The organism is Methylobacterium sp. Leaf100 (assembly GCF_001422845.1).
GTDB lineage: Bacteria > Pseudomonadota > Alphaproteobacteria > Rhizobiales > Beijerinckiaceae > Methylobacterium.
The window spans coordinates 1-15753 of the sequence record NZ_LMMW01000019.1 but is presented as its reverse complement, the minus strand read 5'-3'; the positions used below and the strand labels follow the sequence as shown (position 1 = coordinate 15753).

Below are 15753 nucleotides of genomic sequence, written 5' to 3'. Positions count from 1 at the left end.
CAATGCGCGCCACGGCGGCCGGGGGCGTCGGCCCGGCCCCGTCCGCGCGGTTCGAGGACATGGACGATGGCGCCTGCCGAGACCCTTTTCAGAACGCTTTCCAACACGCCTGCCCGTGCTTTCGCCCCGGCCCTGCTCCTCGGGTTCGCACTCGCGGCCGGAAGCGCCAACGCGGCACCGCCGCCACCGCCCACGCCGGGCGCCGGCGTCGGCTCGAAGACCGGCCTGCCCCTGCCGCGCTACGCCAGCCTCAAGACCGACCGGGTGAACCTGCGGGAAGGCCCGTCGAAGGATCACCGCACCCTGTGGGTGTTCCAGCGCGCCGGCCTGCCCGTGGAGATCGTCGCCGAATTCGAGACCTGGCGCCGCATCCGCGACTCCGAGGGCACGGAGGGCTGGGTGTTGCATTCGCTGCTGTCGGGGCGGCGCACCTCCATCGTCACGGCGGCCAAAGCGAGCCCGAAAGGCGAGACTAGGCCCGAGACGCCCCTCTACGCCCGCGCCGACGATGCGTCCGGCGAGCAGGCCCGCCTCCAGGCCGGCGTCATCGGCAGCGTGAAGAGCTGCACCGGCGCGTGGTGCCGCGTCGTCGTCGCCCTGCCCCAGAAGGGCGGCGACGTCGACGGCTACGTCCGCCAGGAACGGCTGTGGGGGGTCTACCCGTACGAGAAGGTGGAGTAGGCCCAGCCACGACCTCCGGACAGCCAACGAAAAAGGCCCGGCGAACCGGGCCTTTTTCGTGAACGGGAAAGATGCCTGAAGCCGATCAGGCCTTGCGGGCGACCGGACCGCGGCGGCGCAGGCGCACGATCACCTCGACGCCGGCGATCTCCATGCCCTCGGGGGCGTCGGGGAGCGAATCGACGGTGATGCCGCAATCGGGCATGTCGAGAACCTGACCCTCGTCCTCGAGGAAGAAGTGGTGGTGCTCGCTCGGGTTGGTGTCGAAGTAAGCCTTCGACCCGTCGAGGGCGAGCTGGCGCAGGAGGCCGGCTTCGGTAAACTGGTGCAGGGTGTTGTAGACGGTCGCCAGCGACACCGGCACCTTGGCGCGCATCGCCTCGTCGTACAGCATTTCCGCCGTGAGGTGGCGGTCGCCGCGCCCGAACAGGAGCCAGCCGAGCGACAGGCGCTGGCGGGTCGGTCGCAGGCCGGCCCGGCGCAGGCGATCGCGCAGGTCGGAGAGCGGGCAGCCGCGCCGTCCGGCGACATCGCCCAACGGATTGGAGGTCCGTGCGTTCAGCATGGCCTGCAGCGGCAGCATGTTGGGAATCGCGGTGGCTGACATTTCACCCAAACTTCGGTCTTCGCAGAGTCATTTATACGGAACCCGCGTCAGCGCCGCAACCCGAAGCCGCAGCGTTCGCTCCGCGCCGGCCAAGCTGTGGACGCATGACGGGCACCGGGCAGCCCGGAGCCGGCCTGACCCGAGCCCGGCTGCACGCGGGATCGCCCCGGGCCGGCGAAATCCGCATGGGGGACGCACGCACCTTTGAGGCGCTGTGACGCTGTGTTAACGAAGCGCCGCCTTCCTGCCCGGTCCGGCCTCGCGAGGCTGCGCGTCGCGCCCGGCGGACACCCCATCCTCGAGGACCGATCCCCTCATCATGTCTTCCGTCTCCGATCCCACCGCCCCCACCGGCACCCCGGCCCCCGCCCGGGCGACGCAGTACTCCTACGAGGACTTGCTGGCCTGCGGGCGCGGCGAGCTGTTCGGAGCCGGCAACGCCCAGCTGCCCCTGCCGCCGATGCTGATGTTCGACCGCATCGTCTCCATCGGCTCCGAGGGCGGCGCCCACGGCAAGGGCCACGTCCTGGCGGAATTCGACATCCGGCCGGACCTCTGGTTCTTCGGCTGCCACTTCAAGAACGATCCGGTGATGCCGGGCTGCCTCGGCCTCGACGCCCTGTGGCAGCTCGTCGGCTTCCACCTCGGCTGGCTCGGCGCCCCCGGACGCGGCCGTGCGCTCGGCGTCGGCGAGGTGAAGTTCACCGATCAGGTGCTCCCCACGGTCACCAAGGTGGTCTACGGCATCGACATCAAGCGGGTGCGCCTCGGCAAGCTCGTGCTCGGCATCGCCGACGGCTGGCTCGAAGCCGACGGCACACGGATCTACGAGGCCAAGGACCTGCGCGTCGCCCTGTTCCAGGCGCAGGGCTCGGCCGCCGCGTGACGCCTTCCCGTTGAGATCGGGGCGGCCCCGTCTTAACTGACCATCAACAGGGTGCCGACCGAAGCACCGGCGGAGTAGAAGCGGTCCATGCGGCGTGTCGTGATCACCGGGATGGGCATCGTCTCGTCCATCGGCAACAACACCGACGAGGTCTTGGCCTCCCTGCGCGAGGCCAAGTCCGGCATCGGGCACTCAGCGTCCTATGCCGAGCACGGCTTCCGCAGCCAGGTCGAGGGTCGGCCGAGCCTCGACCCCGAAGGCGTGGTCGACCGCCGCGCCATGCGCTTCCACGGTGGCGGTACCGCCTGGAACCACGTCGCCATGGATCAGGCCATCCGCCAGTCCGGCCTCGAGCCGGGCGACATCTCCAACGACCGCACCGGCATCATCATGGGTTCGGGCGGCCCGTCGACGAAGGTGATCGTCGAATCCGCCGCCATCGCCCTCGACAAGGGCCCGAAGCGAGTCGGCCCGTTCGCGGTGCCCAAGGCCATGTCCTCCACCGCCTCGGCGACCCTGGCGACGTGGTTCAAGATCAAGGGTGTGAACTATTCCATCGCCTCGGCCTGCGCGACCTCGAACCATTGCATCGGCAACGCCGCCGAGATCATCCAGGGCGGCCGCCAGGACATCATCTTCGCGGGCGGTTGCGAGGACCTCGACTGGACCCTGTCGGTGCTGTTCGACGCCATGGGCGCCATGTCGTCGAAGTACAACGACACTCCGGCCCGGGCCTCGCGCGCCTACGACGTCAACCGCGACGGCTTCGTCATCGCGGGCGGGGCCGGCGTGCTGGTGCTGGAGGAATACGAGCACGCCAAGGCACGCGGCGCGACGATCTACGGCGAGATCGCCGGCTACGGCGCCACCTCGGACGGGCACGACATGGTCGCGCCGTCGGGCGAAGGCGCGGTGCGTTGCATGCAGCAGGCCATCGGCGGCCTGAAGGGCGCCCCCATCGACTACATCAACCCGCACGCCACGGCGACGCCGGTGGGCGACGCCAAGGAGATCGAGGCGATCCGCGAAGTCTTCGGGAACGGCGAGGCCTGCCCGCCGATCTCGGCGACGAAATCGCTGACCGGCCACTCCATGGGTGCCACGGGCGTGCAGGAGGCGATCTACTCGCTCCTGATGATGAACAACGACTTCATCTGCGAGAGCGCGCATATCGACGAGATCGACCCGGCCTTCGCCGACATGCCGATCCTGCGCCAGCGCCGGGACGGGGCCAAGCTCGGCCACGTCCTGTCGAACTCCTTCGGCTTCGGCGGCACCAACGCCACCCTGGTGCTGAAGAACGTCGACGCCTGACACTTCGCCGTCCCCCGGATGTCGGAGTTCCAACGTCCGGGAACCGAAAGAGTCGGACTGCGTTTTCCCTGCAACACGCAAGGACGAAACGCATGCTGTGGTTCACCCTGGGCACCGTCGGTGGGTTGGCCGTCACCGGTCTGGCGGCCGTCTACGCCAAGCAGGCCCTGATCGATTGGGCGCGCGCCGACACCAACGGGTACTTCTAGCCGCGTTCGCTCGGCGCACGGCGACCCAACTTCATATTTTTCCCGTGAGAGTCGCTTCCGTGACGACGGAATCGGCTCTTTGTCGTTGGGTGGCCGCGTTTTCCCCACGTTCGTCGGGTCCACCGGACCGCGAAACGCTCTAAGCTCCCGTCACAGGGATCAGAGCGACGGCCGGAACGGGCCACGCCCACGGGGAAACGCATGACGGGTTTGATGACGGGGAAGCGCGGCCTCATCATGGGGGTCGCCAACAATCACTCCATCGCCTGGGGGATCGCCTCCGCCCTGCACAAGCATGGCGCCGAATTGGCGTTCACCTATCAGGGCGAGGCCCTGGGCCGCCGGGTGGCTCCCTTGGCGGCCTCCCTCGGCTCGGACACCGTGATCCCGTGCGACGTCGAGGACATCGCCTCCGTCGACGCCGTGTTCGAGGCCCTGGACAAGCGGTTTCCCGAGGGCATCGATTTCGTCGTCCACGCCATCGGCTTCTCCGACAAGAACCAGCTCAAGGGCCGCTACGTCGACGTCACCACCCGCGAGAATTTTTCGCGGACCCTGACGATCTCGTGCTTCTCCTTCACGGAGATCGCCCAGCGCGCGGCCAAGCGCATGCCGCGCGGCGGGTCGCTCCTGACCTTGACCTATGGCGGCTCGACCCGGGTCATGCCGAACTACAACGTGATGGGTGTGGCCAAGGCCGCCCTGGAAGCCTCGGTGCGCTACCTCGCGGGCGATCTCGGGCCCGACGGGATCCGGGTCAACGCCCTCTCGGCCGGCCCGATGCGGACGCTCGCCGGCGCCGGCATCGCCGATGCCCGGCTGATGTTCAACCACCAGAAGGCCCACGCCCCGCTCCGCCGCACGGTGACCCAGGAGGAGGTCGGCGGCTCGGCCGTCTACCTGTTGTCGGACCTCTCCGGCGGCGTCACCGGCGAGGTCCACTTCGTCGATTCCGGCTACAACATCATTTCGATGCCGCGCCCCGACGTGCTCCAGGCCCAGGACGAGGCCGGCCTGATCGACGCCGTCTAGGCTCGGTTCGGCGGGAGGTCGCGAAACTCGGCCCCTGTCCCGCAAAGGGGGAGCAGGGGCGTGGTCCGGTCCCCCGCTCAGTCCTCTGCGTCGGACGGACGCTCGATGGTCGGGGCCGCCGGCAGCGTCACGACCGAGCGATGGGCTGCGGGCCGGATGAGATCGTCCGACGGGATCAGGGTGATGCTAGCCGAGACGAGACCCGCCATGGCGCGGAGCTCGTCGGTCTGGCGCGGGTCGCGGGCGACGGCGGATGCCTCGCGCTCCAGGCGGACGTTGCAGGCCCGGGACGGCAGACCGCCGGAGGGCGTGCAAGCGTCGTGGCGGGCGCAGGCAGCGTCGAGGGCGTCGATGGGCGGCAGCGGCGCGTTGTTGCCGGGGCCGCAATAGTTGCCGTGGACCAGCAAGGGGCGGTCGAGGCCGGCGGCGGGCTGTGCCGTGGCGGGGGAGGCCAGGGTCGCGGGCAGGGCCAGCGCGGCCAGGAGTGCGAACGGAGCGGTACGGGAGAGGATCATGGAGCGTAGACCATAGGTTGAGCAAACCACCCCCTCAGGTGATCTGTTGCGGCGTCCGTCCTTCGAAGGACGCTACCCCGTCTCAAGTTTTCAGCCCTCCGTCGGTTCCGAGGCCGGGGGGTCGCCGTTCGCCACAGGTGAAATCGCGGGGGCCTTGCTCGGTCCGGTTGCGAGGGCGGCGCTCTCCTTCAGGGCGACGCCCGTCACCCCGCGCCGCAGGGCTTCGCGGACGAGCCAGACCAGGGTGTCGGCCGCCCGCTCCGGGGACAGGCCGTCCCGGCCGTGGATGTTGGAGATGCAGTTGCGCTCGGAATCGCGGCGGCCCGGCCGTGGCGCGTGGGTGAGGTAGATCCCGAGGCTGTCGGCGACGCTGAGGCCCGGACGCTCGCCGATGAGGACGGCGCAGAGGCGCGCGCCGAGCGCCTGCCCGATGGGATCGCCGAGGGCGACGCGGGCCTGGCACGCCACCACGATGGGCCCCACCGACACCCCGTCGAGGCGGGCGAGGCAGGCCTGGACCAGGGGCGCGGCCTGGGCCTGCACCGCGATCGCCGACAGACCGTCGCCCACCACGAAGACGAGATCGACCGGACCCGCCCCGCCTCGGAGGGGCGTGTCGGGGTCGAGGATCCGGCCGAGGTCGGGCCGGCGCAGGTAGGTCGCCCGGTCGGGCGCGGCGCTGCGGACCTGCAAGACGGAATGGGGCTGCAACGCCGCCGCCAGGGCCTCGGTGTCTAGGGCGGCGTGGACGGCGTCGCGGGCCTTCGCGTGGGCGAGCTGGAAATCGAGGACCGCGTCCAACGGCATCGCGTCGCCCCGGCGCCCCAGCCCGATGCGGGCCGAGGTCGCCGCCCGCAGGGTCGCCCAGCGATCGCCGGCGGGGACGGGCGCGTCGTCGCTCACGCGACCCGGCTCGCGCGGTCCATGAGCCGGGCGAGGCTCGGATGCCGGGGTTCGAGTTCGCGGATGCCGCCCTCCGGCGTGGTCAGGCCCATGCGGTCCAGCCACGCCTCGAATTCGGGGGCCGCCCGGACGCCCAGGGTGGCGCGCAGGGTTAGCACGTCGTGGAACGACAGGCTCTGGTAGTTGAGCATGATGTCGTCGGAGCCCGGCACGGCGATGAGGAAGCTGCAGCCCGCCACCGTCAGCAGGGTCATCAGCCCGTCCATGTCGTCCTGGTCGGCCTCGGCGTGGTTGGTGTAGCAGACGTCGCAGCCCATCGGCAGGCCGAGCAGCTTGCCGCAGAAATGGTCTTCGAGACCGGCGCGGGCGATCTGCTTGCCGTCGTAGAGGTATTCCGGGCCGATGAAGCCCACCACGGTGTTGACGAGGAGCGGCCGGAAGGCGCGCGCCACCGCGTAGGCGCGGGCCTCCACGGTCTGCTGGTCGACGCCGTGATGCGCGTCGGCCGAGAGCGCCGCGCCCTGGCCGGTCTCGAAATACATCACGTGGTCGCCCACCGTGCCGCGCTTGAGGCCGCGCGCCGCGTCGTGGGCCTCGGCCAGCACCGCGAGATCAACCCCGAAGCCCCGGTTGGCGGCTTCCGTGCCCGCTACGGACTGGAACACGAGATCGACGGGCGCGCCGCGCTCCAGGATCGGCAGGGCATTGGTGACGTGGGTGAGCACGCAGGTCTGGGCGGGGATGTCGTAGTGCTGGCGCAGCTCGTCCAGCATCACCATCAAGTCGCGGGCGTTCTCGACGCTGTCTGTGGCCGGGTTGATGCCGATGCAGGCGTCGCCGACGCCGAACAGCAGGCCGTCGAGGACGGAGGCCGCGATGCCGCGCGGGTCGTCGGAGGGGTGGTTCGGCTGGAGCCGGGTGCCGAGGCGGCCGGGCAGGCCGAGGGTGGTGCGGAACGCCGTCACCACCCGGCACTTGCGCGCCACCACGATGAGGTCCTGCGCCCGCATGAGCTTCGAGACCGCCGCCACCATCTCGGGCGTCAGGCCCGGCGCCAGGGCGGCGAGGATCTCGGGCGTGGCCGCATGGGACAGGAGCCAGTCGCGAAAGCCCCCCACGGTGAGGTGCGCGATCGCGGCGAAGGCCGCCGCGTCGTGGGTGTCGACGATGAGCCGGGTGACCTCGTCCGCCTCGTAGGGCACCAGGGCTTGGTCGAGGAACACGCGCAGCGGCAGGTCGGCGAGCACGCGCCGCGCGGCGATGCGCTGGGCATCGCTGGTGGCCGCCAACCCGGCCAGCTCGTCGCCCGAGCGCAGGGGCGAGGCGGCGGCGAGCACCTGCTTCAGGTCTGCGAAGGTGTGGCGCTCGCCGCCGAGATCGCACCGGTAGGCCATGGCCGTTTCCCCCGCGCCGAGACCGTACGAAGCCACAACCCGGGCGGGGTGTCGAGGTCGCCCCACGCGATCCCGTGCGTCCGGCGCGCGCGGCTTCAGGGCTGCGGGGCGGGCGCCGGCTCGACCGCCGGCTCCTGGCGCCGGGCCGCCTCGATTTCCTGGCGCCGGGCCGCTTCCTCGGCCTCGCGGGCGCGGGCCTGACGCGCGGCCTCGGCGGCGCGCTCCGCGGCGGCCTTGAGGCGGGCCTGACGGGCGGCTTCCTCCGCCGCGAGCTTCTCGGCCAGCGCCTTCTCGGCGGTCAGCTTGTCCGCATAGGCCTTCTCGGCGGCGGCACGGGCCCGGTCCATCTCGAAGCGGGCGCGGCGGCGCTGGCGCTCGGTCTGGTCGGCCTCCATCGCTTCGATGCTTTCGAGCTCGCGTTGCAGCACGAGGGTGGCGAGACCGTTGGTCGAGGGACCGGCATCGACCTGGCGTTCCGGGTTCGCCACCGGCCCGGAAAAGCCGAGCTGGATCGCCGGCGGTCCTGCGGTCCAGGCTTTCGGCGCCGACGCCGCCGTGAGGCTGCCGCGCGCGTCGAGGCGGCCGGTCCGCAGGTCGAGGCCGAGGGTGCCGTTCCAGCGCGCGGGCCCGAGATCGAGGGTCAGGGGGCCGCCCCGCAGGGTTCCGCCCACCAGGGTGACGGGCGTGGTGACGGGGCCGGGGGCGATGAGCGGCGCCTTTCCGAGTTCCTCCATGACGAGGGCCTGGAGACGGCCTTCGCGCAAGGGGTCGTCCTCGGCGAGCGCCCGGTCGAGGGCACGGGTCAGGCCCATGGGGTCGGCGCCAGGCAGGGTCAGGTCCGCGAGGGTGAGGGCGCCGCTGCCCCCGAGGTTGTTGGCCAGGGCCGCGAGGGTCTCGCCCGAAGTGCCGAACCGCAGGGTCGCGCCGAGGCGCCCGGAGACCGGACCGGTGCCGAAGAGGCCGGCGAGCCCCGCCTCGCTCAGGGTCCCCTCCCCCGCCACGGCGGCCGCGCCGCCCTGGCGCGACAGGGTGACGGCGCCCGTGAGCCGCCCGCCCGCCAGGGTGCCGGCGAGGTCGGTGAGGCCGAGGGTGCCGTCCTCCCAGCGCGCCGTGAGGGTGGTGCCGGTGGCGACGTGGCCGCGTCCGAGTTCGAGGCTGTCCACCGCGAGGGCGAGGTCGATGCGGGGGCGGACGGGCGGCGGGGCGGCAAAGCGCACGAACGCCGCGTCGGCACCGGCCTTCACCTCCGTGGGGATCACCAGGGCGGCGGCGAGCGCCGGCAGGGACAGGCGCCCGAGCTTGGCGCGCCCGGAGATCTGGCCCTCCGGCGCGATCCCGATCTCGGCCGAGACGGCGGTTCCGGCGAGCCGCCCGGTCACGCCCAGGCGGGCCTCGTCGCCGGCCCGCGACAGGGCGACGGTGAGGTCGGCCGGCAGGCCGATGGGAAGGGGCGCGGTACCGGAGACGAGGGGCACGAAGGGGGCGATGTCGGGGCTGCCGAGGCGGATCTCGCCGCTCCGCGCAGCGCCGTACCCGGCCCCGGCCTCGGGTCCGAGCAGGATCGGCCGGGTGGTGGCGAGGGTGAGGTCGGCCACCGTTCCCGTCACCGAGAGGACGAGCCCGGCGGCCTCGCCCTCGGGTCCGGCGGCGCGGGTGCCGGCGAGATGGAGACGGGCGGGCCGGGCCAGCGCCGGAAGGTCGGCACGGCCGAACCAGGTGGCGGCGGACGGGGCCGCCAGGGTGAGGTCGAGGCTCGCGATGCGGCCGGCGCGGCTCACGAGGTCGAGGTCGAGGCTGCCGCCCGCCGCCTGTCCCTTGGCGGTGGTGCGCAGGGTGTCGGGGGCGCCCGCGTCGCGCTGCAGGGTCAGGTCGAGATCGAGGGCGCGGTCGCGAAACGCCGGGGGGACGAGCCGGCTTTCCGCGATCCACACCCGGTCGAGGAGGGCCATCAGCGGCGCGGCCACGGGGGCCGAGACGCGGCCGGCGATGCGCCCGGCCCCGTCGGCGTCGATCCGGCCGGACAGGCTGGCGTTGGCACCGGCGAGGTCCGTCACGTCGAGGCTGTCGATGGCGAGACTGGCCCCGTCCGATTGGATGCTCGCCGCGATGGTGCCGTTGCCCGAGGCCACGCCCGCCGGGCCGTAGCGCACGTCGCGGGCCTGGAGCACGAGGCCGAAATCATGGCCCTGGAGGTCGGCCAGGGCCCCGCTGAACGACGGCAGGGCGGCGATGTCGACGCCTTGCGCGGCGAGTTGCGCATCGACGCGCCCGCGGGCGCCGGGCTCGGCGGCGCGGTAGCGCGCGTTGCCGGTGATGCGTGCGGCGCCGAGGTCGAGGCGCAGATTGCGCAGGGACACGGAGAGCGGCGTGGCCGAGAGGTCGGCGGAGGCGACGATGGGGCGCCCGTCCATGAGGGCGACGCCCGGACCCTCCACGCCGAGCTTGCCGAGATAGCGCCCGAAGGCCTCCGAGGCCGGCGCGTCGAGACCGAGGCGCCCGGTGAAGCGGAGCCCCGGATCGGCGTCGATCTCGCCCGACGCGGTCAGGGCGGCGGCCCCCGGGGCGGTGACGGAAAATCGCTTCAGGAGGAGGCCGCCCGAGCGCTCGAAGGTGCCGGCCAGGGCGAGGTTCGACCAGTCGTCGAGGCCGAGCGACAGGCTGTCGATGGCGAGTTCGACATCGACGCTCACCGGCAGGCTGATCCCGGCCTTCGGCGGGCCCCGCGCGATGAGGGCCTGGCCCGCGGCCGAGAGCAGGAACGCGTCGAGGTCGAGGCGGCGGGCCCCGAGCGAGAGGGCGGCGCGGCCGTTGCGGGCATCGACGCGGCCGGAGCCCGACAGGCGCAGGGCGCGGCCACCCGGATCGATGTCGAGGTCGAGGGCCTTGAACCGCGCGGTGGTGCCCCGCGCCGTGAACGCACCGGCGAGCGACACCGGCAGGTAGGCGCCCGCCGCCTGGGCCGGCGGACCGATGACGAGGCGGGCCGTGCCCTCGGCCTGCGGGATCACGGCGCGTTCGCCCGGCCCCGCGGCCTCCGCGCCGGCCTCCGCGAGGGACAGCTTCGCGTCGATCTCCGCATAGGGCTGGGTGTCGCCGCCCGCCGAGAGCTTGACCGGCAGGACGCCCTCCGGCGTCGGCTCGCCCGTGGCGACCCGGAACGGCACGCCCCGGCTGGTGCCCTCCGCCCGCCACGGACCGGTGAGACGCGGGGCGGAGACCCGCACGCCTTCCGCGTAGATCTGGTCGGTGCGGCCCGTCGCCGGCACCTGGGTGGTGATGAGGAGCTGGCGGACCTGGAGGTCCTCGATGGCGAGGTCGCGGTCGCCGAGCCCGCCCGTGAGATCGGCCGGCACCAGGATCGCCTCGCCCTCGGTGACGGGCAGGCGGATCTCGGCCCGGCCGATCCGGGTCTCCGTGAACCGCACGGCGCCGGTGATCAGCGGGGTGAGCGCCACCTCGGCCTTCACGAAATGCAGGTCGAGGGCGGGCCGGTTCGGTGCCTGCCCGAGGCGCAGGCGGTCGAAGCGCAGGCGCGGCGAGGGCAGGAGCCGGACCTCGAGACGGCCGGCGCTGCGGGCCGGCAAGCCGAGCGACCGGGACACCAGGCCGTCGATGAGGCTGCGCTGCCCCTCCCAGGCCACGAAGGGCGGGATCGCGAGGGCCGCGACGAGGAGGAGGACGATGAGTCCCGCCAGCGCGGTCAGGATGTCACGCACGCGCGTCTCGTTCCGCAGCGCCCCCGGAGGCGGGGCCGTTCCACGGGATCCACGTCCCGTCCGAGGGGCGGCATACCACACCCGCCGGGCTTGTGCGTACCCGTGGCGGATGCAGGCGCCCGCTCCCGACGCCGCCCCACCGGGACGCGGCGTCGGCGCCGGCGCGTCACAGCTTCAGGCGCTTGAACACCGGCTCGGGGATGGCGCGGATCACCATCATCACCAGGGCCCAGACCGGGCGGACATAGACCACGTCGCGCCGGGTCACCTCGGCGCCGCGAAACAGGGCGGCGGCGACCTCGGCGGCCTCTGCGGTCAACGGCTTCGGCAGCGGCATCCCCGCCGTCATCCGGGTGCGGACGAAACCGGGCTTGACCGTGAGCACGTGGACGCCGCGCGCGGCGAGGCGGTTGCGCAGGCCCGCCAGGAAGGCGGTGAACCCGGCCTTGGCCGCGCCGTAGACGTAGTTCGACGCCCGCCCGCGCTCGCCCGCCACCGAGGAGACGCCCACCAGGGTGCCGGAGCCCCGCGCGGCGAAGTGTTCGGCGAACAGGCCGAGCAGCAGGGCCGGCCCCTCGAAGTTCGACCGCATCACAAGGGCGGCGTCCGCCAGATCGGACTGCGCCCGCGCCTGATCGCCGAGCAGCCCGACCACGCTCACCACCGTGTCGGGCAGGCGCGGCAGATCGCGGACGAAGGCCGGGAAGGCCGCCGTGTCGGTGATGTCGAGGGCGACGACGGGAACCGGGCGGCCCGTGCGCGCCGTGAGGTCGGCGGCGTTGCGGGCGGCGCCCGCCGCATCGCGGGCGGCGAGGATCACGTCCCATCCGGCCCCGGCATAGGCCAGGGCCGTGGCATGGCCGATGTCGGACGTGGCGCCGACGAGGAGCATGGCTTTGTTGGCGAGAGAGCTTTGGGTCATGCGGCCTCGGACGGGCTGGACGGGGAAGTACGGCGGCCCGGCGGAACCCCGCTCACAGGCCGAGGCGCCGCGACAGGGCGGAGGCGATCCGGCCCTCGGCATCGATCTCCCGCCGCAGGGCGCGAAACCGCGTCGCGGCCGCGCCGTAGCCCGCCTCGAAGGTGTCGCGGCTCTGGCGGGCGTCCTTGGCGAGGTAGAGCCGCCCGCCCGCCGCCCGCACGATGGCGTCGAGGCTGTCGAGGAGGGCGCGGTTGGCGGGATTGGCCGGAAAATCGAGGGCGAGGGTGTAGCCGGGGAGCGGGAACGACATCAGCCCGCCCCCGGGTCCGAGGAGCTTCAGCACGGCGAGGAACGAGGGCGCCGCGTGGGAGACCCGGTCGAGGATCGCCGCGAGGGCGTCCCGGCTGCGCGCCTTCGGGATCACGCATTGGTGCTGCAGGAAGCCGCCCGCACCGTAGATGCGGTTCCAGTCGCGTATCCCGTCGAGGGGGAAGAAGTACGGCGCCCAGCCGACCAGGCGGTCCGGCCCAGCGCCGGCACGGCCGCGCGCGTAGTAGAGGGCGTTGAAGGCTCCGACGCTCCAGCGGTTGAGGGTCCGAGCCGGCAGGTCGAACGGCACCGTCAGGGCGCCGCGCCGCGCCGGCGGCAGGTGCGGTGCATCGGGGGCCAAGTCCGCGAAGTCGGCCAGGGTGGCATGCTCGCCGCGATAGATCAGGGCCCGTCCCTGTGCCGACCCACGCGCGAGGCCGTCGATCCAGGCGACGGCGTAGGTCGAGCGGTCGGCGGCTTCCAGGGCCGCCAGGGCGGCGTCGAGGTCGGGCGCCGCGATGGTCCTCTGGCGGATCCAGCCGGTCTCGATCCGGCGCAGGATGAGGGTCGCGCGCAGGATCGTGCCCGTCAGCCCCATGCCGCCTATGGTGGCGGCGAACAGGTCCGAGCCCGGCTCGCAGGTGCGAGCCGTCCCGTCCGGCAGGGCCAGGGTGAGGTCGCGCAGGTGGGCGCCGAAACCCCCGGCGCCGTGGTGGTTCTTGCCGTGGACGTCGGCCGCGATGGCGCCCCCCACGGTGACGAAGCGCGTGCCCGGCACCACGGCGGGGAAGAATCCGCGCGGCAGGAAGGCGTCGACGATGTCGGCGAGCAGCACCCCGGCCTCGACGGCGAGGTGCCGGGTCTCCGGATCGAAGGCGATCATCCGGTCGAGCCCGCGGAGCGCCAGGGTGGTGGTGCAGCCGAGCGCGGCGTCGCCGTAGGCCCGTCCGTTGCCGCGGGCGATGAACCCGGTCTCGGCCCGGTGGATCGGCGCCACGTCGCCCGGTGCCCGCACGGCGAGGAGCCGCGTCGCCCGGCGCGGGGTGCGGCCCCAGCCCCCCAGCTCCTGCGTGCTCATGGGGCGCGCGGCCCGAACACGAAGCGACGGTCGAGGCCGTACTTCACCGCGTAGCCGAGGCCGAGTCCGACGAGGGCGCCCGCATACTTGGCCTGCGCGGTGCCCCAGACCGCGAAGAATCCGAACTCGAAGGCCCAGAACACCAGGGTGGTCGCCACGCTGAACAGGCCGTAGAGCGCGACCTTGCGGGCCTCTTCCGTATGGGTCCGCGAGGCGTCGAAGAACACAAGATGCTTGTCGAGGAGGTACTTGGCCACGAACCCGACGCCCGTGCCCATGACGAGGGAGGCCAGGAGCGGCGCCGCCGGGGCGATCCGGACGGTGGCTTCCTGCGCCAGCAGGTTGGCCGCCGTGGCCAGCACCGCGAAGCCGAGATAGCGCAGGCCGAGGACGAAGGGCGCGGGGGCGACGGCGGCGGCGCTCATATGGCGGCGAGCACCAGGGCGCCCACGGTCGCCGCCGCGATCAGGCTGACGCGGTCGCGCAGGGCGAAGACGATGGGATCGTCGTGCATCATCCGGCGATGGGCGAGGAGCAGCGCGCGCGAGATCCAGTACAGGATCACCGGTCCGACGCACCACAGCAGTTTGGGCCGCGAATACAGCTGAGTCACCGCGTCCGAAGACAGGTAGAGCGCCAGCACCACCACGGCATTGTAGCCGGAAGCCGCCGCCAGGGCGGCGACGATGGGCAGGTCGGAGAGTTCGTAATCGCGGTTGGCCGGGCTCGGCAGCCCGCGGTCGAGGCGCGCCGTCAGTTCGGTGTAGCGTTTGATCAGCGCCAGGGACATGAACATGAACAGCGCGAAGGCGAGCAGCCAATCGGACACTACGGCGCCGACGGCGACGGCGCCGCCCACCACCCGAACCGTGTAGAGCCCGGCCAGCGTCACCACATCGATGAGCATCTTGCGCTTGAGGACGAGGGAATACGCGAGGGTGAGGGCGAAGTAGCCGAGGATCACCCCGGCGAACGCCGTCGAGACGGCGAGGCTCACCCCGAGGGCCGCGGCAAGCAGGAGCGGCACCGCGCCCATGGCCGCCCGCAGGGGCACCCGGCCGTCGGCCAGGGCGCGGTGGCGCTTCGTCGGATGCGCCCGGTCGGCCTCGAGGTCGATGAGGTCGTTGACGAGGTAGACGCTCGACGCGCAGAGGGAGAACGCCACGAAGGCGAGGAGCGCGGCGAGGAAGGCCGGCCCGTCGAAGCGATGGGCCATGAGTGCAGGCACGAACACCAGGGTGTTCTTGGCGTATTGGTGGACCCGCAGGAGCCGGGCCCATATCCGCGCCCGCTGCGCCCATCCGGTCCCGCTCTCGGACAGGAAAGTGGCGTCCGGCGCCAGCGCCAGGAGCCGCCGGCGCGTGGCCGGCGCGGGGCGCACGGCGACGGCCCGGCTCGCCCGGGCCCAGACCTCCAGATCGTCGCCGTCATGGCCGACGTAGTCGAACCCGCCCTCCCCGAACGCCGCGACCAGGCGCTCCGCCTTGGCGGCGCCTGAGAGATTGCGAGCGATGTCGGAAGCGAACCAGCCGTCGAACAGGCCGAGATGGCGGGCGACCCGTTCGACCAGGGCCGCATTGCTCGACGAGGCGAGGTAGACCCGCCGGCCGGACGACTTCGCCTCGGCGATGCGGCCCAGCACCTCGACATCGTAGGGCAGGCGCCCGATATCGAGGTCGGCCCCGCCGAGGTGATGCTTGATCGCCGCCTTGCCGCCCGGCACCACCCGCGCCAGGGCGAGGACGGAGCGGGGCGCGCCGCCGATCTCGGAGAAGAAGCTCTCGACCAGGAGATCGGTGCGGATCAGGGTGCCGTCGAGGTCGACCACGAGGGGCAGGCCCGTGTCGGCCGCGCGGCGCGGCGCGCGCGCAGCCTCGGACCTCCGGATCCGAAGACGGAGGCGAGCTTGCCTGTCCTCGCCGGGAAGCCCGAATGCCGGGTTGGGCGATACCCTGTCCATGCACGCGCGCTCGCTCGAGTCCGGTTTCCGGAACAGCTTTCGCCCAGGAGCCTTAAGGGATCGTAACGGTTGCGGACGATGCGCAGGGTCCGGGCCCCCTCGCCATCCGCGGCGGCAGACGATGAAGGACCCCCGAATGCGAACAGGCCGCCCTTTTGTGGGGCGGCCTGTTCGGGGTGATCGTCTGGAGGGGATGTGATGTGCTGTGCAGGTCTGGCGGCGACCGA

The 15753-nt window shown here is 72.6% G+C and carries 13 protein-coding genes; 4 read left to right on the top strand and 9 right to left on the bottom strand.

Annotated elements, in window-relative coordinates; translation table 11 throughout:
- Nucleotides 1–66: 66 nt before the first annotated feature.
- The gene (locus tag ASF25_RS12290) at nt 67–681 is read left to right on the top strand and encodes an SH3 domain-containing protein (RefSeq protein ID WP_056304916.1); all 615 of its coding nucleotides are present in this window, start codon (nt 67–69) and stop codon (nt 679–681) included.
- 85 nt (nt 682–766) lie between these two features.
- Here ASF25_RS12290 and irr read toward each other — a convergent pair whose 3' ends face one another.
- Nucleotides 767–1273 carry a Fur family transcriptional regulator Irr gene (gene irr, locus ASF25_RS12285; RefSeq protein ID WP_056304933.1) on the bottom strand — a complete coding sequence of 169 codons (507 nt, stop codon included), beginning with the start codon at nt 1271–1273 and terminating at the stop codon, nt 767–769.
- Between the two features lie 334 nt (nt 1274–1607).
- Here irr and fabA point away from each other — a divergent pair, with 334 nt between their 5' ends.
- The 3 genes from fabA to fabI all read left to right on the top strand — a co-directional run bounded on the left by fabA (nt 1608) and on the right by fabI (nt 4729).
- Entirely contained in the window at nt 1608–2174 is a 567-nt protein-coding gene (fabA, locus tag ASF25_RS12280) for a 3-hydroxyacyl-[acyl-carrier-protein] dehydratase FabA (RefSeq protein WP_056170607.1), read from the top strand.
- An 87-nt stretch (nt 2175–2261) separates the two neighbouring features.
- Entirely contained in the window at nt 2262–3488 is a 1227-nt protein-coding gene (gene fabB, locus ASF25_RS12275) for a beta-ketoacyl-ACP synthase I (protein ID WP_056304914.1), read from the top strand.
- A gap of 410 nt (nt 3489–3898) precedes the next feature.
- Nucleotides 3899–4729 (top strand): enoyl-ACP reductase FabI, encoded by an 831-nt coding sequence (fabI, locus tag ASF25_RS12270; protein WP_056170615.1) that lies wholly within the window; start codon nt 3899–3901, stop codon nt 4727–4729.
- Nucleotides 4730–4806: 77 nt separating this feature from the next.
- Here the strand turns inward: fabI and ASF25_RS12265 are convergent, their stop codons facing one another.
- The 8 genes from ASF25_RS12265 to ASF25_RS12230 form a co-directional block, all read right to left on the bottom strand.
- Complete coding sequence (locus ASF25_RS12265) at nt 4807–5244, bottom strand: hypothetical protein (RefSeq protein WP_056170618.1); 438 nt, start codon at nt 5242–5244, stop codon at nt 4807–4809.
- 90 nt (nt 5245–5334) lie between these two features.
- Nucleotides 5335–6147, bottom strand: coding sequence for an ethanolamine ammonia-lyase subunit EutC (gene eutC / locus ASF25_RS12260; RefSeq protein WP_056304912.1), 813 nt, complete (start codon nt 6145–6147; stop codon nt 5335–5337).
- Entirely contained in the window at nt 6144–7541 is a 1398-nt protein-coding gene (locus tag ASF25_RS12255; RefSeq protein WP_056170623.1) for an ethanolamine ammonia-lyase subunit EutB, read from the bottom strand. The genes eutC and ASF25_RS12255 overlap by 4 nt, the downstream gene beginning before the upstream one ends.
- Nucleotides 7542–7636: 95 nt before the next feature.
- Nucleotides 7637–11257 carry an AsmA family protein gene (locus ASF25_RS12250; protein WP_056304910.1) on the bottom strand — a complete coding sequence of 1207 codons (3621 nt, stop codon included), beginning with the start codon at nt 11255–11257 and terminating at the stop codon, nt 7637–7639.
- A gap of 166 nt (nt 11258–11423) precedes the next feature.
- Nucleotides 11424–12179: an SDR family oxidoreductase gene (locus ASF25_RS12245; RefSeq protein WP_056304908.1), complete on the bottom strand. Its 756-nt coding sequence runs from the start codon at nt 12177–12179 to the stop codon at nt 11424–11426.
- A 52-nt stretch (nt 12180–12231) separates the two neighbouring features.
- Entirely contained in the window at nt 12232–13566 is a 1335-nt protein-coding gene (locus ASF25_RS12240; protein WP_056304905.1) for an FAD-binding oxidoreductase, read from the bottom strand.
- The gene (locus ASF25_RS12235) at nt 13563–13991 is read right to left on the bottom strand and encodes a GtrA family protein (protein ID WP_056304903.1); all 429 of its coding nucleotides are present in this window, start codon (nt 13989–13991) and stop codon (nt 13563–13565) included. The genes ASF25_RS12240 and ASF25_RS12235 overlap by 4 nt, the downstream gene beginning before the upstream one ends.
- Complete coding sequence (locus tag ASF25_RS12230; protein ID WP_082502649.1) at nt 13988–15526, bottom strand: UbiA family prenyltransferase; 1539 nt, start codon at nt 15524–15526, stop codon at nt 13988–13990. The genes ASF25_RS12235 and ASF25_RS12230 overlap by 4 nt, the downstream gene beginning before the upstream one ends.
- Nucleotides 15527–15753 lie beyond the last annotated feature (227 nt).